This window comes from Shimia ponticola (genome assembly GCF_007995215.1).
In the GTDB taxonomy this organism is placed as follows: Bacteria; Pseudomonadota; Alphaproteobacteria; order Rhodobacterales; family Rhodobacteraceae; genus Shimia_B; species Shimia_B ponticola.
Genome location: NZ_VCDK01000010.1, coordinates 1 through 24,373 on the forward strand (window position 1 = coordinate 1; position 24,373 = coordinate 24,373).

Genomic DNA, 24,373 nt, shown 5'->3' on the forward strand with positions numbered 1-24,373 from the left:
CTGGAACGGGCCGCCCTCGAAATCACCCGACTGCAGCAGCAACAGACGGCTCTCTCAGACTCACGCGATGACTTGGCCGCCTCGATCGAGCGGCAGAGCGCGGATTTGATCCAGCTTCAGCAGCTCACCCGAGAGGCAGAGGCCGTGGGCTTGCTTTATGAGACCTTCCTGCGGCGGTTGCAGGAAACCACGGCGCAGCGTGGCCTGCAGCAAGCAGACAGCCGTGTTCTGTCCCCTGCGGTGGTGCCGCGGTCTCCGACAGCCCCGCGCAAGTCGTCGATCCTGACGATGTCGATGATCCTTGGATTGCTGATCGGTGCGGGTCTGATCCTGCTGCGTGAACTGCGCCAGAGCGGTTTCCGGACAGCCGAAGACCTCGAGAATTTCGCAGGCTACAGCGTGTTGGGGCAAATCCCCTCGATCCCGTCGCGCAAGCGCAAGAAAGTGCTCTCCTACCTGTTGGAAAAGCCCACCTCGAACGCCGCAGAGGCCTATCGCAACCTGCGGACCTCGCTCATGCTGTCCAATGTAGACGAGCCGCCACGCGTGATCTTGTCGACCTCTTGTGTCCCGGGCGAGGGCAAGACGACCAACTCGCTGGCGCTGGCTCAGAATTTCACTGGGCTTGGCAAGAAGGTGCTTCTGATCGAAGGCGATATCCGCCGCCGGACCTTTACCGAATATTTCGACAATATCCCTGAAAAGGGTCTTGTTTCGGTGATGTCGGGAGACATCAGTCTGGAAGATGCTTTGGTCAAGGACGACATGTTGCAGGCGTCGATCCTGGCGGGTGAAATCAGCAGCATCAACGCAGCCGATCTCTTTGCCTCGGATAAGTTCCGCAATCTGATTGCCCGGGTCCGCGACGAGTTCGACATCGTGATCATCGACACGCCGCCGGTACTGGTGGTGCCGGATGCCCGCATTATCGCGGAATCCGTTGATGCGGTCCTGTTCTCGGTGAAGTGGGATCATACCTCCAAGTCGCAACTGACAGAGGCTTTGCGGATGTTCCATTCTTCGGGGCAGCGCCTGAGCGGGCTTGTTTTGAGCCAGATCAACGCCAAGCGCATGAAGGCCTATGGCTATGGCGGCCAATACGGGGCCTATGCCGCCTACGGGTCCAAGTATTATTCCAACTAAGATTTTTTAGAACGGCAACGTTGAAAAGGGGTGGTGTAATGGCGCAGCCAAGACAGCTTTTCGGGACCGACGGGGTGCGGGGTACGGCCAACGTATGGCCGATGACCTCTGAGGCTGTGTTGCGTCTCGCGCAGGCGGCAGGTCAGGTGTTCAAGGCCGATGGCCGGGCCGGGCATCGCGTGGTGATCGGCAAGGACACCCGGCGCTCGGGATACATGCTTGAGAACGCGCTGACGGCGGGCTTCACGGCGGCGGGCATGAACGTGGTGCTGCTCGGGCCTTTGCCGACACCGGCGGTGGGCATGCTGACGCGCTCCATGCGCGCCGATCTGGGGGTGATGATTTCGGCCAGCCACAACCCGGCGCATGACAATGGGATCAAGTTCTTTGGCCCCGATGGCTACAAGCTCTCGGATGCCGTTGAAGCCGAGATAGAGACGCTTTTTGCCGGTGAGCCGCAACTCTGTGACGCCGGGCAGATCGGTGCCGCGCAGCGCATCGAAAGCGCCGTGGGGCGCTATGTCGAGGCCACCAAGGCCTGTTTCCCGCGGGGTCATACGCTTGATGGGCTCAAGGTCGTGGTCGATTGCGCCAATGGCGCCGCCTATCGCGCAGCCCCGGATGTGCTGTGGGAACTGGGCGCCGAGGTGATCCCGCTGGGCGTGTCGCCCAATGGGTTCAACATCAATGACGGCGTCGGCTCGACGGCGCCAGAGGCGGCCGCGGCCAAGGTCCGCGAAACCGGGGCTGACGTGGCCATTTGTCTGGATGGCGATGCTGACCGGATCATCGTGATCGATGAAACCGGACAGGTCGCTGATGGCGACCAGATCATGGGTCTGATCGCGGCCCGCTGGGCTCAAAGCGGCGAGTTGAAGGGCGGCGCGCTGGTTGCCACGGTGATGTCCAATCTGGGCCTCGAGCGCTGGCTCGAAGGGCAGGGGATTGGCCTGCACCGGACCAAGGTGGGCGACCGCTATGTGGTGCAGGCGATGCGCGCGGGCGGCTTCAATCTGGGTGGCGAGCAATCCGGGCATATCGTGATGAGCGATCACGCCACCACGGGTGACGGTCTTCTGGCCGGTCTTCAGTTCCTTGCGGCCATGGTGGAAACCGGCAAACGCGCCTCTGAACTGGCGCGGGTGTTCCAGCCGTGCCCGCAGGTGCTGCGCAATGTGCGTTACGGGGCCGGAAGCCTGCCGCTGGAGACCGCCTCGGTCAAGGCGGCCATTGCCCAGGCCGAGGCCGATCTGGGCAATCAAGGTCGCTTGCTGATCCGTAAATCCGGCACCGAACCGCTGATCCGCATCATGGTCGAATCCGAGGATGCCGGGCTGATGCAGGCTTTGGCCGAGCAGATCGAAACGGCGGTTCTCGAGACGGCATAGAGACGATCGGGGCCCGTTGCCCCGATTGACTCCTCTTGCCTATTACCCCTTGGCGCCCTGATCGCGGGAATAGATGTCCTCGTAGCGGATGATGTCATCTTCGCCGAGATAGGGTCCGGTCTGCACTTCGATCAGAACCATGGGCACCTTGCCGGGGTTTTCCATCCGGTGGACTGACCCCACAGGAATGTAGACCGACTGGTTTTCGCTGATCAGCTGGATATCGTCATCGACCGTGACGCGTGCGGTCCCCTCGACAACAATCCAGTGTTCGGAGCGGTGGTGATGGGATTGCAGTGACAGGGCGGCGCCGGGATGGACGTGGATGCGCTTGACCTGGAACCTGTGTCCGAGGACGAGGCTCTCGAACCAGCCCCAGGGGCGGTGATCCTTGGGAAATGTCGTGGCCTGATGGGCGTCCTTGGCCTTGAGCGCGGCGACGGCTTTCTTGACGTCCTGGGCATGGGCGGTGTTTGCCACGAGGACCGCATCATTCATCGCCACCACGATGGTGTCCTTGAGACCGATACCGACAAGCTCGACGGACTCGCTGTCCGAGCGCAGGAGGCTGGTTTCGCAATCGATTGCAGTGGCCGCCCCTGAGGTCACCACACCGGCGTCATCGGGCCCGCCTTCGCGCCAGACCGCGTCCCATCCGCCAAGGTCAGACCATCCGCCCGAGAAGGGGACGACAGACAGGTTCGAGGCGCGTTCCATGATCGCGTAGTCGATCGAGATATCTTCGGTCTGGTCCCAGGCCTCGGGGTCCAGTCGCAGAAAGCCCAGATCGACCTTGGCTTTTTCATAGGCGGCCTGCACCGGCGGCATCAGGTCAGGCGCATGGGCTTCAAAGGCCTCGATCAGTGTCCGGGCTGAAAACAGGAAGATGCCCGCATTCCACAGGTAGCTTCCAGCGGCGACCATATCGCGGGCGGTCTCGATATCGGGTTTTTCCACGAAACGGGTCAGCGCGACCGGGGCGATGCCCTCTGGTTTCTGGGCCAGTTCGAGATAGCCATAGCCGGTCTCTGGCCGGTCGGGGGTGATGCCGAAGGTCACGAGTTGTCCGGCGCGCGCAGCCTCTTCGCCTGCGGCCACGGCGGTGCGGAACGCGGCGGCGTCCGGGACGACGTGATCGGCGGGCGCCACCAAAAGCAGCTCGTCTGGATCTTGGGTGGCCACATGCAGCGCCGCCGACAGGATCGCAGGGGCCGTGTTATGGCCCGCAGGCTCGATCAGGATGGCCCCCGGATCGACGCCGACCTCTTGCAACTGTTCGGTCACGATAAAGCGGAAGTCTGATCCCGTGACGATGACCGGGGCGCCATAGCCCGGCGCGGCCAGGCGCTGTGCCGAGGCCTGAAACAGGGTCTGATCGCCCACGAGGGGGACGAATTGCTTGGGGTAGGATTTGCGTGACAAGGGCCACAGGCGGGTGCCGGACCCACCGCAAAGAAGAACTGGAGTGATCAAGATCGCCTCGTGAAATAAAGGTTCTGGTTTACGATAGGGGATTGCCACTTTGATGCATAGACGTCGCGGCAGCGTCCTGAGAACTTTGAGGGCGCAGAACACCGTCAATGCGGCGCAGGACAAAGCCGGGCAGACGCATGACCCAGTAGGCCCACCAGGCCCGCTGGGGGAGTGGCAGAAGCAGCACATCGGCCTCGCTGATCATCGGGTTTTGAAGGGCTCTGAACTGGCGTTTTGCCGGATGGATGTCGGCATCGTGGTAGTGGCGGTGATGGCGCAGGTTGCGCAGCGCGTTGCGGGCGAGGTGCCACGGATTGCCGGTGTCCGGCGCATAGGGGCTGGCCAAGGGGCCTGCGCGGGCCACAGGCAGACTGGGCGGATGTTCCGCAGTCCGGGCTTCAGACGGCAGTGGCCCCTCCAAGAACTCATGGCACAGATGCAGCGCCTCAAGCACCGCGGTTTCTGCGCCGAGGTCTTGTGCAGTGGCAAGGCAGGCCGCTTGTCCGGCGCGATCCATGCCGCGCCAAAAGGCATGTACCTCTGCCAGCCACTTCAGGCGGCCCCAGCGATGCAGGGCCCCGTGCAGGCACAGGTAGGCAAACAGCTGATCATCGGCAAAGGTTCTGACTGCGCCACCGCCCTGCAGCAGAACCGATTGCGTCCGGGGCTGGTCTTCGAGGTCCCCAAGCAGGTGCCTGCTGCCGGTCAGGGACCAGTGCAGTTCCAGCACCAGCCCGTCCGGTGATCTCAGGGCCGTGTCCTTGACATGCGCGGTGAGGGCATGTGCCTGTTTCCGGGTAAGCGGGCGATCTGAGTGGGCGTGCCGATACCCGGCGCTGTCCTGCAGGCAGGCCATGGCCTGTGGCGCTTGGGATCTGGGCACGTAGATGTCGATGTCCCAGCTTGTCTTGAGAAGCGGATTGCCAAAGGCCAGCTGCCCGAGGACGGCACCTTTGAGCACGATCGGCTGACATCCGGCCGCCTCCAGCCGTGCCGCGACCTGCGCGGTTTCCCGGGTCTGTTGCAGGGCGCGCCGGCTCTGACGGATCATGTCTTTGGCAAGCCTGTCCTTGACGGGGCGGGGGACGGCCTGATGCTGTTGCAGGGCCATGCAGGCCAGCGGGATCACCCGGTGCCGATGCAGGGTGGCCATGGCCTGATCCCAATCGGTGATCCGGGCGATGGCCTGCTCAACGGTCGTCTGTGCCGAACGATCCGTCCGGGGCCATCGGCAGCAGGCCAGAGCAAGTTGTGTGTCCGCCGGTATCATCGCTGAGACTGCCCCTCCTCCCGTGATCCCCCGGGGCGCGGCATGGTGGATGGGTCTATTCCACCGTGACCGATTTTGCGAGGTTGCGGGGCTGGTCGACATCGGTGCCTTTGGCGCAGGCGGTGTGATAGGCCAGCATCTGGGCCGGGATCGCATAGAGGATCGGGGCGATCAGGTCGTCACAGGCGGGCATTTCGACCCGCTTCCAGACGCCGTCGCCCGCCTCGGCCAGCCCGACGGCGTCTGAGACCAGAACGATCTTGCCGCCGCGCGCCATGACTTCCTGCATGTTCGAGACTGTTTTGTCGAAAAGACCGTCGCGGGGGGCCATGACGATCACGGGCACCTGTTTGTCGACCAGAGCGATGGGGCCGTGCTTCAGCTCGCCAGAGGCGTAGCCTTCGGCGTGGATATAGCTGATCTCCTTGAGCTTCAGCGCCCCTTCCATGGCCAGCGGGAAGAGGGGGCCGCGTCCGAGGAACAGGATGTCCCGGGCCTCGGCGAGCTTGGCCGAAATCTTCTCGGAGGCGGTGCCGATATTCAGCGTGCGGCTCATCATGCCGGGCAGTGTCGTCAGCGTCTCAACGTGATGGGCGAGGGTGGCGTCGTCCAGCGTGCCACGCTGGCGCGCGGCTTCCAGCACCATGGCCAGAAGCACGGTCAGCTGACAGGTGAAGGCCTTGGTCGATGCCACGCCGATTTCAGGGCCGGCATGGATCGGAAAGACAAAATCGCTTTCGCGCGCGATCGAGGATTCCGGCACGTTGACGACCGACAGGATGCAATCCGCGCGGGGCGTCATGTAGCGCAGCGCAGCCAGCGTATCGGCGGTCTCGCCAGACTGGCTGACAAACAGCGCAGCCGTGCGCGGGCTGACCGGCGGTTCGCGGTAGCGGAATTCAGAGGCAACGTCGATTTCGACCGGGATCTGCGCGATCTGTTCGAACCAGTATTTCGCCACGGCTCCGGCGTAATAGGCGGTGCCGCAGGCCACGATGGTCAGCCGGTCGATCTGGGTGAAATCGATGGCCGCGCCTTCGGCATTCCGGGGCAGGGCGATCGCGCCATCGTTCAGATAGGACGCCACCGTGCGTTCCAGCACCATCGGCTGCTCGGCAATCTCCTTGGCCATGAAGTGCTTGTAGCCGCCTTTATCGACCTGCGTCGTATCGAGCTGGATGGTGCGCATTTCGCGATTGGCAAGCTGTCCCTTGGCGTCGCGGATTTCGACACTGTTGCGGGTCAGAACGGCAAAATCGCCTTCGTCGAGATAGGTGATCTTATGGGTCAGAGGCGCCAGCGCGATGGCGTCAGAGCCCACGAACATCTCTCCGTCGCCATGGCCGATGGCCAGAGGCGAGCCTTTGCGGGCCACGACCATCAGATCGTCTTCGCCCTGGAACAGGAAAGCCAGCGCAAAGGCACCTTCGAGCCGGGCAACGGTCTGTTCGGCCGCGTCGCGCGGCGACAGACCCTGATCGAGGTAATACTGGGCCATCTTGGCGACGGTTTCGGTGTCGGTCTCGGATTCAAAGGACAGGCCCTTGGCGGTCAGTTCTTCGCGCAGGTCCTTGAAGTTCTCGACGATGCCGTTGTGGACGACGGCCACGTGGCTGGCCTGATGCGGGTGGGCGTTGCGTTCGTTGGGCTCACCATGGGTCGCCCATCGGGTGTGGCCGATGCCGGATTTTCCGGCCAGCGGCTGATGAACCAGAAGGTCCGACAGGTTCACGAGCTTGCCCACGGCGCGCCGACGATCCAGCGCCCCGCCATTGACCGTGGCGATGCCCGCGCTGTCATAGCCGCGATATTCCAGCCGTTTCAGCGCCTCGACCAGGATCGGAGCTGCCTCGTGTTGTCCCAATACGCCAACAATGCCACACATCAGATTACCCTTTCTGTTTGGCTTTCAGCGCTAATAGATGCGCTTTCAGACGGGCTGCGAGCCCGGGTTTATTCACTTGTCTCGCACGTCCCAGGGCCAGGGCCTCGGCAGGGACGTCCTCGGTAATCACAGAGCCGGAGGCCGTCAGGGCATCGGCCCCGATGCGCACCGGGGCCACCAGCATCGAGCCCGAGCCGATAAAGGCCCCGGCTTCGATGACAGTCCGGTGCTTGAGTACCCCGTCATAATTGCAGGTCACGGTGCCCGCGCCAATATTGGCGGCCTCGCCGACCTCGGCATCGCCCACATAGCTCAGGTGGTTGACCTTGGCCCCGGCGGCGATGTTGGCTTTCTTGATCTCGACGAAGTTGCCGACCTTGGCGTCTTCGTGGATTTCGGTGCCGGGCCGCAGGCGGGCATAGGGGCCGATCACGGCACCCCGCGCGACATGGGCATCTTCGAGATGGCTGAAGGCGCGGATATGGGCGTCGTTTTCGACGCTGACGCCGGGGGCAAAGACCACATAAGGCTCGATCTCGGCGCCGCGGCCCAGAACGGTGTCATAGGCAAAGATCACCGTGTCGGGGGCCTGCATCTTGACGCCGTCGCTCAGCGCGCGGGCGCGCATCGTGTCCTGAAAGAGCTGACCTGCAGCCATCAGTTCGAGCGGCGTGTTGATGCCCAGTGTCTCGGCCTCGTCGCAGACGACGACGCCTGCGGAGCGCCCGGCGGCGCGGGCCAGCCCCGGCACATCGGTGAGGTAGTATTCACCGGCAGCATTGTCGTCGGAGAGTTGGTCGATCATCTCGAAGAGCAGCGTGGCCGAGGCGCACATGACGCCTGAATTGCACAGTGTGACGGCGCGCTCGGCGGCGCTGGCATCTTTCCACTCGACGATCTTTTCCAGCGCATCGCCATCGGTGATGAGGCGTCCGTATTTGCCGGGATCGGCGGCCTCGAAGCCCAGCACGATCACGTCATGCTTGGTCCGGGCCGCGACCATGGCCTCAAGCGTTTCGGGCCGGATGAAGGGGGTATCGCCATAAAGCACGATCACGTCGCCCTCGAACCCGGCAAGGGCTTCGCGGGCCTGTGCCACGGCGTGGCCAGTGCCTTTCTGTTCGCTTTGCAGCGCGATCTCGAGTTCGGGGTCGTAGTCTTTGGCGGCGGCTTCGACCTGATCGGCCCCGTGACCGGCAATCAGGATCTGCCGGGCGGGTTCAAGAGCTGCGCCAGAGCGCAGGGCATGAACCATCAGGGGGGCGCCTGCAATCTGGTGCAGGACCTTGGGCAGGTCGGATTTCATCCGGGAGCCTTTGCCCGCTGCCAGAACAATCAACGCAATGTCGGTGGACATAAAAAGAGTACCTTGGTCGAAATTCCACTGCCCTATCCCGCATTTCGGGCAGCGGCTCAACCGTGTGTGCAGACATCTGGGCGGATATGTTCAGCCCCGAGAGACACCTCAGCGCATTCCACGGCAGCCAAGCCGCCTTTGGTTGCCCAAAACCGGCTCAAAACGGCGCAAAGCCCCCAAAATCAGGCCGTTTGCGTCTGCGGCAAAGCCCTGCCGAGCGGGCACACGCCCGGTTACAGCTCGTAATAGTCGCGGTACCAATCGACGAAGGCGGCCACGCCGGTGCGGTAATCGGTTTCGGGCGCATAGCCCGTCAGCCGGTGCAACAGCCCGGCATCGGCCCATGTCGCGACCACGTCGCCGGTCTGCATCGGCATGTAGTTGCGGATCGCCTTGGTGCCGCAGGCTTCTTCGATGGCTTCGATGAAGTCCAGAAGCGGCACGGATGTGGAATTGCCGATATTGACCACCCGGTAGGGGGCGGCCGGAGACAGGCTGTCGCCGTCAACGGCGGTTTCGGGGCCGCCGGGAATGGCGTCCATCAGGCCGCGGATGCCCCGCACCAGATCGACGACATAGGTAAAGTCCCGTGCCATCTGACCCTGATTGTAGATGTCGATCGGGGTTCCGTTCAGAATATTGCGGGTGAACTTGAAGAAGGCCATGTCAGGCCGTCCCCAGGGACCGTAGACCGTGAAGAAGCGGAACATGGTCGTGGGCAGGTCATGGATATGCGCCCATGAGTGGCCCATGCTTTCGGTGGCTTTCTTGGTGGCGGCATAGATCGTCAGTTGATGATCGACCTTCTGGTCTTCGCCAAAGGGCATCTCGGTATTGGCGCCGTAGACCGAAGAGGTCGAGGCCATCACCAGATGCTTCACGCCGACCTCGCGGGCGGCTTCCATCACGTTGAAGGTGCCGAGCACATTGGCGCTGATATAGGCCTGCGGATTTTCCAGCGAATACCGGACCCCGGCTTGTGCCGCGAGATGCACGATCATGTCAGGCTGGAACGAGACGATGGCGTCGTGCAGCACCGCCTTGTCTTCGAGCATGGCCACCGTGTCATGAAAGCGGGCATGCTGGTTCAGGATCGCGCGGCGGCTCTCTTTCAGGCTGACTTCATAGTAATCGGTCAGCCCGTCAAAACCCGCGACCTCGTGGCCTTCCTGCAGCAGGAGTTCCGCGAGGTGAAACCCGATGAACCCGGCTGTGCCAGTGACAAAGATCCGCATCAGGCGTCTGCCTGCGGGCCATGGCCCTGACGTCCGACGCCTTCATAGGCGCTAAAGCCCGCGCGGCTGGCATCCTGCGGCGTGTAGATGTTGCGCAGGTCGGCCATGCGCGGGGTGGCCATGGCTTCGGCCAGTTGCTTGAGATCGAGCGCCCGGAATTCGTTCCATTCGGTCAAGACCACCAGAAGGTCGGCCTGATCGGCGGCCTGATAGGGGTCGTCCTCCCAGCGGACGCCGGGCAAGAGCGCTTCGCCTTCGCGACGGCCTTGCGGATCGACGACGCGCACCTTGGCCCCGCCACCCACAAGCGCAGGCACGATGGTCAGAGACGGCGCATCGCGCATGTCGTCGGTATTGGGTTTGAACGTCACGCCGAGCACGGCCACGGTCTTGCCGTTGAAGGAGCCGTCACACAGGTCGCGCAGCTTTTCGACCATGCGCGCCTTCACGGCGTCATTGACGGCCATGACGGTCTCGGTGATGCGCATCGGCACGGCGTAATCCTGACCGATCCGCGCCAGCGCCGCGGTGTCCTTGGGAAAGCAGGAGCCGCCATAGCCGGGGCCAGCATGCAGGAACTTGTTCCCGATCCGTCCGTCCAGACCGACGCCCTTGGAGACCTGCTTGATATCGGCACCGGTGCGTTCGCACAGCGCCGCGATTTCATTAATGAAGGTGATCTTCGTGGCCAGAAACGCATTGGCCGCGTATTTGATCATCTCGGCGCTTTCGAGATCGGTGGTCACGATCGGGAAGTCGCGCAGGAACAGGGGGCGGTAGATTTCGCCCATGACCTCGGCGGCGCGGTCGGACTGGACGCCGACAACCACGCGGTCCGGTTTCATGAAATCCTCGATCGCGGCCCCTTCGCGCAGGAATTCGGGGTTCGAGGCGACGTCGAAGTCCAGATCGGGGCGGGCCTTGCGCACGACCTCTGCAACCTGACGGTTGGTGCCGACAGGCACGGTCGATTTGGTCACGATCACGGCGTAATCGGTCAGGGCCTTGGCGACCTCTTCGGCGGCGGCCATCACATAGGTCAGGTCCGCATGGCCGTCGCCGCGTCGGGTGGGGGTGCCCACGGCGATAAAGACCGCGTCGGCGCCCTGAACGGCAGCGGCCAGATCCAGCGTGAACGAGAGCCGCCCGGCCTCGACATTGCGGGCCATCAACTGATCGAGGCCCGGTTCATAGATCGGCACCTGACCGGCTTCGAGCATCTCGATCTTGGCGGGGTCCTTGTCGACACAGACCACCTCGTGACCGAAGTCTGAAAAACAGACGCCTGAGACAAGGCCGACATAGCCGGTTCCGATCATGGTAATTTTCATAGGAGGCTCTGGAGATGCTCTGGATTTAGATAATCTGATATGGGGGCGTTATTCACCAGAAGTCCGAAAGTCACAAGAATATCCGCCTGCCCATATCCGCCTTGGGGTGGAAACGCGCCGGTTGTGCTTTGAAAAACAAATACACCCCAGGTGAGAATGCGCCCCGGCCGCGGCATGCGGGCCATTAATTGGTATTATGGTATGCAAACTGGCTGCGCACCTGATCTCGGAGGTGTTCGCCCGTTCTGTTGGGGCGATCCTTGGCCGTGTCGATGCGGCGGTGACAGGTCGGCGGAGCGCTGCTGAGGTCAGGAATTCCTTAAGAGGAGATGAATGTTAGGGCTTATCCTACACGTCCATCTCAACTAAGATTGAACCCGAATGTGGCGTGGCGCGACTCTTTTGGAACGCGGAGGATTATTTCAATGGCAACACCAACAGATCCCCTTTTTGGGCAACAATGGCATTTCCCACTGATCGGCGACATCGAGACGATCTGGAATGAATTTGATGGCAACGGTGTTTCTGTCGGCGTCTACGACGATGGCATCGAAACCGATCACCCTGATCTGGTGGCCAATTACGACGACAGCCTCGAATTCGAATTCGATTACGACGGCGACGGCTTTGACGAGACCGGCGCGAATATCCCGGCTGATCCAATGACCGGCAATGACGGACACGGCACCTCGGTCGCGGGCCTGATCGCAGGGGACGCAAATAACGGCATTGGCGGGACGGGCGTGGCCTTTGGCGCCTCGATCACATCGGTCAATATCTTCCTCGACAGCGCCCTGTATCCCAACGACTACAACGCCTATGTGGCCAGCCTTGGCTATGCGGGTGTCTTCGACATCATGTCGAACTCGTGGGGCTACACGCCGCTCTTTGAGGATTTCCAGAACATCAACGCGCCGGGCGCGCAGCTGATCAACGAAGTGGCTGGGCTTGAGTTGGCTGGTGCGACCGGCCGTGGCGGTCTGGGCACCGTCATCGTGCAGGCGGCGGGCAATGATCGGCTCAATGCCAATGGCGACAGCATCAACGCGTCACGCTTCACGGTCACGGTGGGCGCCACCGATGAGCTGGGCTTTGCTCAGAATTACTCGAACTATGGCGTGAGCCTTCTTTTGGCTGCGCCTGCGGCCTCGGTCACCACCGACCTGACCGGCACCGATGGTTATAATGACGGCAGCGAAAGCGTGCCGGCGGATTACACCGAAACCTTTGGCGGAACCTCGGCGGCAACGCCGGTTGTCTCGGGTGTCGTGGCTCTGATGCTCGAAGCCAACGAAAATCTGGGCTGGCGCGATGTTCACAACATCCTCGCCGTGACGGCTGCACAGACCGGTCAGGATCTGGACGGGTCAAACGCAACCATCGATGAGATCGGCAATTGGGGCGCCGAAAGCGGCCGGGGCGGCTCGACCTGGAACGGCGGCACGCTGAGCTATCACGCCTCCTACGGCTTTGGCATGGTCGATGCCTTTGCGGCTGTGCGCATGGCCGAAGTCTGGCTCGACATGATCGGCGATGCCCAGACGAGCATGAACGAACAGTATGTCTTGGCGGATTATGACGAGGCGACCAACGGCGCGATTGCGATCCCGGATTATGACATCAACACCAACACCGCCGGTCAGGTCACTGCGACCCTCAACGTGGCCCAGAACATCCAGATCGAAACCATTCTGCTCACCGTGGATATCGACCATACTTGGGGGTCGGACCTTGAAATCTATCTGGTGACGCCGGACGGGGATCAGGTTCCGGTCTTCTTCCGTGATGGCAGCAGCTCCACGATGGAGAACGGTTTTGTCTGGACCTTTGAGATCCGCGCGCTTCTGGGCTTTGACAGCCAAGGCGACTGGAGCATCGTGATCTCGGATCAGGCCGGTGGCGATGTCGGCACGCTCAACGACTTCCAGATCGAATTCTTTGGAAGCACAGCCGATACGAACGACATCCACATCATCAGCCGTGATTTCCTTGAGCTGACGGCCTTTGACGCGGTGCGCTCGGTGATCACGGATGGCAATGGCGGGAGCGATTGGTTGAACTTCGTCGGTGTCAACTCCGACGGCGTCGGCAATGGCGACGTGGTGCTGAACATGAACAATGGCGGCAGCTTCACGGTTGACGGCCTGCTCTGGGGCACTCTGGATGGCGTGTTCGAGAATGTGGTTCTGGGCGACGGGGACGATACGGTCACCGGGACCCAAGGGATCAACGAAATCCTCGGGATGCGCGGTGACGATGACATCGACGGTGGTCTGGGTTTTGACACGATCGATGGCGGTGCGGGCAATGACACTCTCGATGGTGCCGCTGGGATCGACACGATCGATGGCGGCAATGGCGAGGATAACATCTCCGGTGGCAACGGCTCTGACGTGATCAATGGCGGTGATGATAACGACCTGATTTTCGGCAACCTCGGCTTTGACGACCTTACGGGTGGCAATGGCGATGACGATATTCGCGGCGGCGGTGGTTCGGACGTGATGAATGGTGGTGAAGGCGAAGATACGCTCAACGGCAACTCGGGCAGTGACACCATCAATGGTGGCGACAACGACGATACCCTGATCGGTCAGAGCGGATCTGACATCATGTCTGGCGACGCCGGTGATGACTCGCTCATTGGTGGCTCGGGCCGTGATACGCTCAATGGCGGCAGCGGTGACGATACCCTCAATGCAGGGACTGGCCAGGACTTCCTGAATGGGGGCTCCGGGACCAACACCCTGATCGGTGGCAGCCAAGCCGATACGTTCCAGTTCGACCTCGAAGCGCTGGCCACGGCGACGACGATTAATGATTTCGTGGATAATCAGGACACGCTGAACCTCGACGATGATCTGTGGGGCGGCGCGGCCCTGACGGTTCAGGACGTGATCGATACCTATGGGTCTAACAGCGGCGGCAATACCGTGTTCACCTTCGGGGGCAACACCCTCACGCTGAACGGGATTGCCGATGTGCAGGACCTGATCGACGACATCGTCTTCGTCTAGGCGACATCGTCAGCACAGAAAATGACAGCCGGGTGTGTGAGCGCCCGGCTGTTGTCGTTGTGGCGGCAGGCGCGTCTCGTCGACGTGGGGGCCTTCGGCCAACCAAACACTTGCCCCCAGATACTCAGAGCCCGCTCTTCAACAGGGTCTGCCAGGCCGCCATCGCATCGGTCCGGGTCCAGTCTGCGCGGATGCGCGTGGGCGCGCCTGCGCTACGCTGGCTCAGGAACCGTTCCAAAGCCGCGGCAATATCATCCGGTGCCGGGCTTTGTGGGACGACCCCCTGCCCTTTCGCCTCCAAATCCTGCGCCAGGCGGCTTTCGGGTTCGACGAGCGCAAAGACGGGCAGGCCCAGACCGGCATAGGTCAGAATTTTCGAAGGATAGGCCACGCGGTAGATGTCGGGGGTCAGCGAGACGAGACCGATATCGGCATCCGCAATGACCGACTGGGCCTGAGCAAAAGGCATGAACGGGGCAAAGCGCACCTGCGGATGCGCGCCCCATGCGGCCTTGAGCTCGGCTTCGGCCTGTCCGGAGCCCAGAAACATCAGTTCCAGGTCAGGGTGGTCGTCGAAACAGCGCGCGATCCCGGCGCTCAGGGCAGGCAGGTTCTGAAACCGCCCGAGATTGCCGGCAAAGATCACGCGCGTGGTGCCGGGCGCCTTGAGCAAGGCGGGGTCAACCGAGGCTGCGGCATCCGGTGACGCGTCGAAATCGGTCAGCTCGAAATTGTTGATCACATGGATCGGCAAGGGACCCAGCCCGCGGGCGCGCAGCGTATCGGCCATGTCTTCGGACAGGGTCACGATGGCCGCGCTGCGCCGCAGGGTCTGATTGTCGAGCCATGTCAGCACCCGCCGGAGCACGCCTTTGCCCAGAGCGCCGCCCGAATAGACCGAGACTTCGGGATGGATGTCCTGCATGTGATAGATGAAGCGCGCGCCGACCATGCGGCTGGCGAGGCTGGCACACCAGCCAGCGGCCACCGGCGGAAAGGTCGAGGCCGTGACCACATCGGGCCGCAGGCGCAGGATATGCAGCATCAGCGCCAGGCAATAGATCACCACATTGGCCAGGCGCTTCACCGGATTGCGCTTTTCGCCCTGAAAGGCAAAGCAGCGGCGCACCTTGATCCCGTCGAGCGTTTCGCGCGCGGGCGCCCCTGCCCCGCCGTCGCGATAGGACGGCTGAGAGGCAAAGGCATGCACCTCGTGCGGACCTGCTTCGGGTGTCGCGAAATGCCCCGCGATCTCGCGCAGCATCAGCGCATAGGGCGGCGTGTCAGGCCAGAAGAAGCGATGGGTGAAGAGCAGCTTCATGGGCGTCAGGCCGCGTCCAGATAATCGGTGATCCGCGCGATCACCTCATCCTGTTCGGCCTCGGTCATGTCAGAGCCTGAGGGCAGGCACAGACCCTGTTCAAAGAGCCGCTCATCGACGCCTGTGCCGTGATAGGTGGTGCCGGCAAAGAGCGGCTGCATGTGCATGGGTTTCCACAAGGGGCGGGCCTCGATCTGCTCTTCGAGCAGCATCAGACGGATGTCCTCGCGCGTGCGGCCACAGAGGGCGGGGTCAAAGGTCGCCGCTGTCAGCCAATGGCTGGAATAGGCGCCTTCGGGTTCGGGCATGAAGGTGATCCCGGGGCGATCCGCAAAGGCCGCGACATAGCGGTCAAAGATCGCGCGCCGTGCGCTGACGCGGGCATCGAGGACTTCCATCTGGCCCAGACCGATGGCGGCAGGCACATTGCCCAGCCGGTAGTTATAGCCATAGGTCGAATGTTCGTAATGCGGGGCCGGATCGCGGGCCTGCGTCGAGAGCATGCGTGCGGCATCCAGAAGCGCGCGGTCGCGGGAGACCAGCATGCCGCCACCGCCGGTGGTGATGATCTTGTTGCCGTTGAAGGACAGGATCGAGACATCCCCACCTGTCCCGCAGCGCCGCCCCGAGGCGTCGCGCGCGCCAAGGCTTTCGGCGCTGTCGACGATGAGTTTGACGCCGTATTCGGCACAGAGCGTCTCGATCGGCTCCAGCGCCACCGATTGACCATAGAGGTCGGTCGGCACCAGCGCCTTGGGCAGGGCATTGGCGGCGGCTGCGGCTTTCAACTGGGTCTCGAGCGTCTCGACGCACAATGTCCAGCTGTCTGCCGACAGGTCGAGAAAGACAGGGGTCGCATTCTGGTAGAGCACCGGAAAGATACCCCCGGCAAAGGTCATCGAGCAGACCCAGACGACATCATCGGTCTCTACGCCTGACAGGCGCAGGCCCAGATGCAGCGCGGCCGAGCCAGATGACAGCCCGACGCAGCCGACATCCCCGCCCAGATAGGTGGCGACGGTGTCCTCAAACGCGTTCAGCTGAGGGCCAAGCGGGGCGATGAAGTTGCTGGCAAAGGCCTCCGCCACATAAGCTTCCTCACGCCCTCCCATATGGGGTCTCGATAACCAGATACGCATCAGAAAACTCCGTAGCCATGGGCCCGGGCTTCCGGGTCCAGAATTGATTTGACGGTCTCGGACAGGCCCGTGCGCGGCCCAAGGCCCAGCTCTTTGCGGCGCACCGACGCGGTGGCACCGGCCAGATCAACGGGCGTGTCGCCATATCCGATCCGGCGCAGGATTTCAGCGGTCTCGCCTTCGGGGTCCCCCAGAAAGGCCTCGTAGCTTGTATGGGTGACCGGGTGGTCCAGACCCGCCGTATCGCGGCGCGTTGCCCCGACGCAGGCGACCCATTGCCGGGCGCAGATGTCTTCGAGCGGGGCGTCCGAATTCGGGTCGAACCCGTCCCAGATCGGTCCCCAGGCGCGCAGGCGTTTGGACTTGCCGCGCAGCTTGTCGATCCGGTTGGACAGAAACCGCAGACCATAGACCGGCACATCAGCGGGCGGAATGAACCGGGCCTTGGCCGCGAAATATGACACCGGCGGCACTTCGAGCCGCCCTTGCCAGCGCGCCACCGCCGAGCGCACGACATCCTCGCCATGGCGGGTGATGACGACGAAATGGGCCTCTGGCAGCACCGCCGCCAGAAACGGCACGCGCAGGGTGTTGGCGCAGGTCTTTTCGACCAGGAACCGAGGGCGGCCACGAGCCTTCCACTGGCGTATAAAGGCCCGTCGGATGAAGGCCGTCACCTCGGGCGTGGCCATATCGGCGGTGAAGGCATCGGTGGGATGGTTCAGGTTGCCGTGCCGCCAGATCGGCTGGATTTCGTCGCAGGGCCAGGTCTCGATATCCGGCAAGGCCGTGAGCACATCGCGCAGCATGTTCGTGCCGGAGCGCCCTGCCCCGAGGATCACCACGGGTGTGAACTCGAACGGGGTCATTTCAGCACCGTCTCCTTGATCAGCCGCAGATCGGTCCCGAGAGACCAGTTGGCCAGATACGCCCGGTTGATGCGCACCTTGTCGGGCCAGATGACCGTGTCGTTATAGGCGACGGGGTCGGGCTGTTCGGCCAGAATGTCTTCTTCGCGCCGGTATTTCAGGGTGGCGGGGCCGGTGATGCCGGGGCGCAGTTCAAGGATCTCGCGATCCGCACCTTCGAGCTTGTCCATGTAGCCCGGCACGTCCGGACGCGGTCCGACAAAGGACATCTCGCCTTTCAGCACGTTCCAGAGCTGGGGCAGTTCATCGAGCTTGTAGCGGCGCAGGCGCCCGCCCAGCGGTGTGATGCGCGCGTCATTGGCCGTGGTCACGGTGGTGCCGCCCACCGCACGCATGGTGCGCAGTTTCACGACGCGGAAGATCTTGCCGTGACGGCCCACGCGCTCTTGGCGGAAAAACCCGCTGGCCCCGGTATCACGGGCCGCCAAGGCCCATGTGACAAGGATCACGGGCCACAGGGCCGCCAGACCCAAGGCCGAGACCACGATGTCAAAGCTGCGTTTGAGAGCCCGATCAACCGGCGTCATTCATCCGGATCCCGTCCCATTGGTTCGACAGTTTCGCCGTGCCCATGATCAGTGTCAGCACCCGTTCAGAGGTGTTGGTGATGCAGTAATCGGCGGGCACGGGGTGCGGTGTGCCAGCGGCCTCGCGCTCGGCAAAGAGCGTTGTCACCGCAGAGACCCCACCCAGGATCGTGTCACGATTCAACCCCGTCATGATGATGCAGCCCACATCGACGCCTTCGGGACGTTCGATCGCATCGCGCGGCGTGATTGCCGGAAACCCGAGGATCGAGCTTTCCTCGGCGATGGTGCCGCTGTCTGAAATCGCGCAGAAGGCGTTCATTTGCAGGTTGTTGTAGTCGTGAAAGCCGAAGGGCTTCATGTCCTGCACGCGCGCATCAAAGGACAGGCCAAAGGCTTCGAGGCGTTTGCGCGTGCGCGGATGCGTGGACAGGATCACCGGCATGTCGTGACGCTCGGCCAGCATGTTCAGCGCCTCGACCAGCTGTGTCAGGCGGGCGCGATTGTCGACATTTTCCTCGCGATGCAGCGAGGCGATGAAATAGCCGCGCGGCTTCAGGCCCAGTCGCGAGACCACGTCAGAGGCCTCGATCTGGTCGCGATAGTGTTCCAGAACCTCGCGCATGGGGCTGCCGGTCAGGTTGATGCGGCGGTGATGCAGGCCCTCTGAGAGGAGATGCCTGCGCGCATGTTCGGTATAGACCAGGTTGAAATCGGCAATGTGGTCGACGAGGCGGCGGTTGGTTTCCTCTGGCACGTTGCGGTCAAAGGACCGGTTGCCGGCCTCCATGTGATAGACCGGGATCTTCATGCGCCGCGCCATGATGGCCGAAATCGCCGAGTTCGTGTCTCCGAGGACGAGCACCGCGTCGGGCTTTTCCTCGGTCAGGACCTTTTCGGTCTGGGTCAGGATGCCGCCCAGGGTCTCGCCCAGAGAACCGCCGCCCACCCCCAGAAAATGATCGGGTTTCTTGACGCCGAGGTCTTCGAAGAAGACGTCATTGAGTTCGTAATCCCAGTTCTGGCCGGTATGGACCAGAACGTGATCGGTATGGGTCTCGAGCCGGGCCATCACGCGGGCCAGTCGGATGATCTCGGGGCGGGTCCCGAGAATGGTCATGACCTTCAATTTACTCATTTTAGGACCTTGTCGGCAAAAGTGTCAGGATTGGCGGGATCAAAGAGATCATGGGTCCAGAACAGCGTCAGCAGAGGACCCTCGCCGATGTTTTCAATGGAATGGGTGTGCAGGGTCGGCATGTCGACGGGCGCAGGCGCGGTGCCAGTAACACGGTATTCCCAGACCTCATCCGTCAGCACCTTGCGGATGCGGATCATGGCCTCGCCCTGCACCACGAGGAAGCGTTCGACCTTGTTCAGGTGGAAATGGTCGCCACGGGTGATACCGGGTTCTGTGGTCGACAGAAAGGTCTGACCGCCGCCCCCGCCCTTGACCGCTTCAAAGAGCGTGCCGCGCGGGTCAGTGTTCAGCTTGAGCGGTCGGGGCCATCCGCCGGGATAGGTGGCCGCGCGGTAGCTGTTGAACAGGGCCACGTCGAACGGGTCGGTCAGGTCGGGATAGATATTGGCCTGATAGCTGTCGTGGAAGCCTTGCAGCCGGGCCAGCAGATCGGGCACCGACATCGGGCGGTGATCGGGGCGATGTTCGTTATGAAACGTGGTCGCGGTCGCATCCTCTGCCGCAGTGGTCACGACATCAATGGCGGCCTGCGCGGCGGCGCCTGCATGGCAGAGCTGGACCTGACCGTCGGGGTTCACCTCTGGGGTTTCGCCCGCCAGCAACTTGTCGATCAGCGTCGCGGTGACGTTGTTGTAATAGGGCCGCGCGCCTTCGCCGAAGATATGCGGCAACACGAGATCGGTGTACCGCGTGGCATAGCCGCCAAGGATCTCGCCTGCGATGCGCTTCGAGCGGCCATAGGGCGTGTCCGAGGCCGCATGGGTCGAGTTGGCATAGACGATATGCGGTTGCGCCCCCACGCGGGCACAGGCCGTGACCAGACGCTCTGCGATGGCGGGGTTGCCGGCTTCGATATCGGCCTCGGTCATGTCGCCCGAGGCCCGGTTCACGCCCGCGAAATGCAGCACGGCCTCGGCCCCGGCGAGGGCCGCATCCAGCGCCGCGTCATCGTCAAAGGCCGCATGGCCCAAGGCCACGATATCGTAAGGCGCAGGCTTGCCGTGAAACCCGGCGGCGCAATTGGCCCCGTGCAGCCGGGCATGGGCATGCCACCCGACCAGACCACGGGCCCCGGTGATAACAATCTTTGTACTCATCTGGTCACTCTCTGATCCGGCCGCGGGAAGGCTCAGGTGTTCAGTTCAGCCTGAACTTCGGGCAGGCTCAGCAACAGCTCTTTGACACCCTCGACATCCAGCCGTTCGGTGTTGTGCGAGTGATAATCCTCGTGCTGCACCGTGGCCTGATCGCCTTCGCTGAAGAAGGGTTTGTAGTTCAGATCACGGATATCCAGCATGATCCGGTAGTAATCGCCCATGTCTTCGGAGGTGGTCAGTTCCTGCGCCGAGGCCAATGTCTCGTAGAGTTTCTCGGCATGGCGCCAGCCGATGATCTCGACCGGGTGATCGGGCACGTTGAAGAGCTGCTTGAGCGCTTCGACCAGATCGATGATCGTCGAGGCCGGGGCCTTCTTGATGAACAGATCGCCCTGATTGGCGTTCTCAAAGGCATAGCGCACCAGCGCCACGGAATCCCTGAGCGGCATCAGAAAGCGGGTCATGGTGGGTTCGGTCACGGTGATCGGCGTGCCGGACTTGATCTGGCGGATAAAGAGCGGGATCGCCGAGCCCCGCGAATACATCACGTTGCCGTAGCGCACGCAGGAAATGGTGGTTGCGGCATCCGGCCCGAGGTCGCGGGCCACCGATTGCGCCAGCTTTTCCATCATCGCCTTGGAAATGCCCATGGCATTGACCGGAAAGACGGCCTTGTCGGTGGACAGGCAGACAAGGCTTTTCACCCCCGCATCGACCGAGGCGCGGATCACATTCTCGGAGCCCTGAATATTGGTGCGGACCGCCTCCATGGGAAAGAATTCGCACGATGGAACCTGTTTCAAGGCCGCCGCATGGAACACACAATCTGCCCCGCTCACGGCGCGGTCGACGCTTTCACGGTTGCGAATATCACCGATGTAATAGCGCACGCGATCATCGCGCAGTTCATTGCGCAGGGCGTCCTGCTTTTCTTCATCGCGGCTCAGGATGCGGATTTCGCCAACACCGTCATCGAGAAGTCCGCGCAACATAGTTTTGCCAAAGGAACCCGTGCCCCCGGTAATAAGAACAGATGAAATATCCACGATATGGTCCTGTCTTCTATGGGTCGTTGGAGGGGTGCCCAACAAACCGTTCGTGTCCCCGTGTCCCTAGTGGTTGTGACCGGACAAGTGAAGGCTCTGTGCCGGGGGGGCCTCAAATTCACGCAGGCGGTGCGCGCTATTTCAACCGCAGCCTGGACAGGACGGAAAAAGCCACGAAATAGAAAGCCAGCAGTGGCAGCGGTGAGATGATCCCGTTGATCACGAATCTCACCAAAGCGTTCGCGGACATTTCGACGATGATCGCCAAGACCGGTAACATCACCAGTTGCTTGCGTCGCACGACGCGCACGCACAGCACCCCCAGAAACGAAAACAGCATCCCGATTATGGTCGTGCCGAATACCACACCGGCCCATCCATATTGCCAGTAGAGATCGCCAAATACGGTCGCGGGCATGAAACTGACGCGCTCTCGCAGCGTGACGAGGTAATAGAATTCCAGACCCGGCGCATAAAGGACGGGTTTGTCGCGCCAGATTGCCCGGGGGATAAAGTACATCCAGACCCGATTGATCGTGTCGCCACGCTGACCGCTGTCATAGAGCTCGATTGCAAAGGCCTGCTGCCCGACAAAACTCAGGCGCGTCCACCAGCTTTGACGTTCTTCGATATTGGGCGGCGTGGCCACGGTCGCCTGATTGACAAAGAACTGACCGGCAATCTGGGCCCGCTCGGAATAGGTCGCCAAGCTGATTGTGCCGGTCTTGTTATAGATCACCGCCCGGCCGTAATGCACGTAAGGTTGCAGGGTCGAATACAGCAGCCCGATGACGAGGAACGACATCAGCAACTGCTTGAGTTTGGCATTGGCCAGATACACGCCCAGAGCCGGTAGCAGCAGCGCGATGACGACCGCGGATTTCGAAAAGCTGACAAAGGACAGCGCCAGGTGGGCGGGGAAAAGAGCCAGGAACATCAGCGTCAGGAGGGAATCCCGTCGCGCAACGATGAGATAGGCCATCATGGCAAAGCCCGCATCCAGCATGGCCGTCATCTTGACCATGACGCCGGGCACAACCTGCCCGCCATACTGGCTTGGCATGACGAGAACGTATTTGAGGTAAAAACCGGCCAGCACGAAAATCAAAGCTGCCGCTTTCAAGCCATTTGTTTGCGCCGTCGGTGACGGCCGCAAGGCCAGAGCCTGGGTCCACATGTTCCGGGCAAAGCCAAGGTGCAGGAAGACACCGAACATGACAAATGTCGTGCCTACGACCGATAAGGCATTCGCCCGGGTCAGCTGTCCGCTATCGATGGCAAGTGAATATTCAGACAAGTAGCTGCGCGTATATTCGTTGCCGAACACCTCGACCAAGGGGCCAAAGCCGAAGAAGACACCACATTGCACAGGCAGCCAGAACATCGGTGTCCAGATCGCACCGGGAAAGGCAAAGATGATCCGGAACGCCAGCCCCAAGAAAACCGCGGTCATGTAGAGCTGTCCCAGACTGTTGAGAAAGCCGTCATAGATCGTGGTTTCGGATGTGGTGGGCACCAGAAGGTGCATCAGGCACAACGGGATCATCAACACAATCGCCGTGCCGAAATACCGCTGGAAGGGCACCGCCGTGTTGTCTTCACCCTCTAGGCGGTACGCCGTCGCATCTGTCATTGACCGCTCCTGATAAACGCGTACCGGCGACAGGAACCCTATATGCCCATCCAGCCCGGTGAGGGCAATTTCGGGCGCAGTTTACGGCGCACGCGCAGGTACAACAATACGGAACTCGCCCCCTGCGGCTGCGGTCAATCGATTGTGACGGTCTGTTTTGGACAGGGTTTATCGCAGGGCGCGCGCCCGTGGGGTTTGAGCCCACCGCCTTGCTTATGCATCCCCTTTGGCTATCCCCTGCCCGCCCTAGGCCATGTCGGATTTCTGCTGTGGCCTTCGCGCGGCAGGCCGCATAGAGACAGCCCCGATACGGTCATGAAACAGGCGGCCCACCCTCGCAATTCAGCAGGCTCAAGATGCACAAGACAAAGATTTTCATGCGCTCCCAGCACAGCAAGCAGTGGAGCATCGAACGTGTCTTTCAGGATGTGCTCTATGGATTGCCCAAAGACGCCGACGTCACCCTCGCCTATGCGCCGTTTCGCTCTCGTGGTGTCATCAGACGTCTGGCGATCACCCTGTGGGCAGCGTTTGCAGCGACCAAGGTCAACCATATCTCGGGCGATATCCATTTCATCGCCATGGGCCTGCCCCGGCGGCGCACGATCCTGACGATCCACGATGTGGAGCGGCTGGACCGGGTCAAGGGCATCCGCAACTGGCTCTATACGCTCATCTGGTTCAGATGGCCGATTGCCCGCGCCAAGGTCGTGACGACGATCTCGCAACGCAGCAAGGACGATGTGGTCGCGCGTCTGGGCTGTCCGGCCAGCAAGGTCCACGTGATCTACAACCCGCTGTCACCAGCTTTCACCCCTGCAGAGCGTCCGTTTGATGCACAAAACCCGCGCATCCTGCATATCGGAACCCGGCCCAACAAGAACCTCGAGCGCGTGATCCCCGCGCTTGAAGGGCTGCCCTGCACGCTGGTCATCATCGGTCCCCTGTCAGAGGCGCAGCGCCGCTTGCTGGATCAGCACAGCATCCGCTTTGAAAATGCCGTCGACCTGAGCCATGCCGAGATCGTCGCGCAGTACCAGAACAGCGACATCGTGCTGTTTCCGTCCCTGTTCGAAGGCTTTGGTCTGGTGGCCATCGAAGGGCAGGCCTGCGGCAAGCCCGTCGTCACCAGCCGCGAGCGCCCCTTTGACGAGGTGGTCGGAACCACGGCCTGTCTGGTCGATCCCACAGAGACCGCCAGCATCCGCGCGGGTGTGGTGCGGGTCATGGAAGATGCCGCGTACCGTGAGGAACTGGTGCGGCAGGGCTTTGAGAACGCCAAACGCTTTGCGCCAGAGACTATCGCGGCTCAATACCTCGCACTTTATCGCGCCGTGGCGACAGGCGAGGTCTGAGCGCGCCACTGGGTTTTCGGCCCAAG

Annotated in this window: 18 protein-coding genes; 4 read left to right on the forward strand and 14 right to left on the reverse strand. The window is 62.1% G+C overall.

Going from position 1 to position 24,373, the window contains the following annotated elements; genetic code table 11:
* Window positions 1-1,143: CpsD/CapB family tyrosine-protein kinase (locus FE702_RS17795; RefSeq protein WP_147127697.1), on the forward strand; the 1,143-nt coding region annotated here is incomplete at its 5' end.
* Window positions 1,144-1,181: 38 nt separating this feature from the next.
* A complete protein-coding gene (gene glmM, locus FE702_RS17800; RefSeq protein ID WP_147127698.1) occupies window positions 1,182-2,531 on the forward strand; it encodes a phosphoglucosamine mutase in 1,350 nt (449 codons plus the stop codon).
* A 42-nt stretch (window positions 2,532-2,573) separates the two neighbouring features.
* Here the strand turns inward: glmM and FE702_RS17805 are convergent, their stop codons facing one another.
* The 6 genes from FE702_RS17805 to FE702_RS17830 form a co-directional block, all read right to left on the reverse strand.
* Window positions 2,574-4,004, reverse strand: coding sequence for a mannose-1-phosphate guanylyltransferase/mannose-6-phosphate isomerase (locus FE702_RS17805; RefSeq protein WP_255449729.1), 1,431 nt, complete (start codon window positions 4,002-4,004; stop codon window positions 2,574-2,576).
* Between the two features lie 28 nt (window positions 4,005-4,032).
* A complete protein-coding gene (locus FE702_RS18925; protein ID WP_255449730.1) occupies window positions 4,033-5,274 on the reverse strand; it encodes a nucleotidyltransferase domain-containing protein in 1,242 nt (413 codons plus the stop codon).
* 55 nt (window positions 5,275-5,329) lie between these two features.
* A complete protein-coding gene (gene glmS / locus FE702_RS17815; RefSeq protein ID WP_147127701.1) occupies window positions 5,330-7,159 on the reverse strand; it encodes a glutamine--fructose-6-phosphate transaminase (isomerizing) in 1,830 nt (609 codons plus the stop codon).
* 4 nt (window positions 7,160-7,163) lie between these two features.
* A complete protein-coding gene (gene glmU / locus FE702_RS17820; RefSeq protein ID WP_147127702.1) occupies window positions 7,164-8,516 on the reverse strand; it encodes a bifunctional UDP-N-acetylglucosamine diphosphorylase/glucosamine-1-phosphate N-acetyltransferase GlmU in 1,353 nt (450 codons plus the stop codon).
* Window positions 8,517-8,749: 233 nt separating this feature from the next.
* Window positions 8,750-9,754 carry an NAD-dependent epimerase/dehydratase family protein gene (locus tag FE702_RS17825; RefSeq protein ID WP_186827160.1) on the reverse strand — a complete coding sequence of 335 codons (1,005 nt, stop codon included), beginning with the start codon at window positions 9,752-9,754 and terminating at the stop codon, window positions 8,750-8,752.
* The gene (locus tag FE702_RS17830; protein WP_147127704.1) at window positions 9,751-11,082 is read right to left on the reverse strand and encodes a UDP-glucose dehydrogenase family protein; all 1,332 of its coding nucleotides are present in this window, start codon (window positions 11,080-11,082) and stop codon (window positions 9,751-9,753) included. Before FE702_RS17830 ends, FE702_RS17825 begins: the two co-directional genes overlap by 4 nt.
* A gap of 425 nt (window positions 11,083-11,507) precedes the next feature.
* Here FE702_RS17830 and FE702_RS17835 point away from each other — a divergent pair, with 425 nt between their 5' ends.
* On the forward strand, window positions 11,508-14,099 hold the full coding sequence (locus tag FE702_RS17835) for a S8 family serine peptidase (protein WP_186827156.1): 2,592 nt from the start codon (window positions 11,508-11,510) through the stop codon (window positions 14,097-14,099).
* A 124-nt stretch (window positions 14,100-14,223) separates the two neighbouring features.
* Here FE702_RS17835 and FE702_RS17840 read toward each other — a convergent pair whose 3' ends face one another.
* The 8 genes from FE702_RS17840 to FE702_RS17875 all read right to left on the reverse strand — a co-directional run bounded on the left by FE702_RS17840 (window position 14,224) and on the right by FE702_RS17875 (window position 22,992).
* The gene (locus tag FE702_RS17840; protein WP_147127706.1) at window positions 14,224-15,420 is read right to left on the reverse strand and encodes a glycosyltransferase family 4 protein; all 1,197 of its coding nucleotides are present in this window, start codon (window positions 15,418-15,420) and stop codon (window positions 14,224-14,226) included.
* Between the two features lie 5 nt (window positions 15,421-15,425).
* Window positions 15,426-16,559, reverse strand: a complete 1,134-nt coding sequence (locus FE702_RS17845) for a DegT/DnrJ/EryC1/StrS family aminotransferase (RefSeq protein ID WP_147127707.1) — start codon at window positions 16,557-16,559, stop codon at window positions 15,426-15,428.
* Window positions 16,559-17,428, reverse strand: a complete 870-nt coding sequence (locus FE702_RS17850; protein WP_147127708.1) for a sulfotransferase family protein — start codon at window positions 17,426-17,428, stop codon at window positions 16,559-16,561. Before FE702_RS17850 ends, FE702_RS17845 begins: the two co-directional genes overlap by 1 nt.
* Entirely contained in the window at window positions 17,425-18,015 is a 591-nt protein-coding gene (locus tag FE702_RS17855; RefSeq protein WP_147127709.1) for a sugar transferase, read from the reverse strand. The genes FE702_RS17850 and FE702_RS17855 overlap by 4 nt, the downstream gene beginning before the upstream one ends.
* Window positions 18,002-19,135: a non-hydrolyzing UDP-N-acetylglucosamine 2-epimerase gene (wecB, locus tag FE702_RS17860; protein ID WP_255449731.1), complete on the reverse strand. Its 1,134-nt coding sequence runs from the start codon at window positions 19,133-19,135 to the stop codon at window positions 18,002-18,004. The genes FE702_RS17855 and wecB overlap by 14 nt, the downstream gene beginning before the upstream one ends.
* Before the next feature lie 14 nt (window positions 19,136-19,149).
* The gene (locus FE702_RS17865; RefSeq protein WP_147127711.1) at window positions 19,150-20,313 is read right to left on the reverse strand and encodes a polysaccharide biosynthesis C-terminal domain-containing protein; all 1,164 of its coding nucleotides are present in this window, start codon (window positions 20,311-20,313) and stop codon (window positions 19,150-19,152) included.
* A 32-nt stretch (window positions 20,314-20,345) separates the two neighbouring features.
* Window positions 20,346-21,359: an SDR family NAD(P)-dependent oxidoreductase gene (locus FE702_RS17870; protein ID WP_147127712.1), complete on the reverse strand. Its 1,014-nt coding sequence runs from the start codon at window positions 21,357-21,359 to the stop codon at window positions 20,346-20,348.
* Between the two features lie 136 nt (window positions 21,360-21,495).
* Window positions 21,496-22,992 carry a hypothetical protein gene (locus tag FE702_RS17875; protein ID WP_147127713.1) on the reverse strand — a complete coding sequence of 499 codons (1,497 nt, stop codon included), beginning with the start codon at window positions 22,990-22,992 and terminating at the stop codon, window positions 21,496-21,498.
* A gap of 356 nt (window positions 22,993-23,348) precedes the next feature.
* On the opposite strand from FE702_RS17875, the gene FE702_RS17880 reads away from it, so the two are divergent.
* The gene (locus tag FE702_RS17880; RefSeq protein ID WP_147127714.1) at window positions 23,349-24,347 is read left to right on the forward strand and encodes a glycosyltransferase family 4 protein; all 999 of its coding nucleotides are present in this window, start codon (window positions 23,349-23,351) and stop codon (window positions 24,345-24,347) included.
* Window positions 24,348-24,373 lie beyond the last annotated feature (26 nt).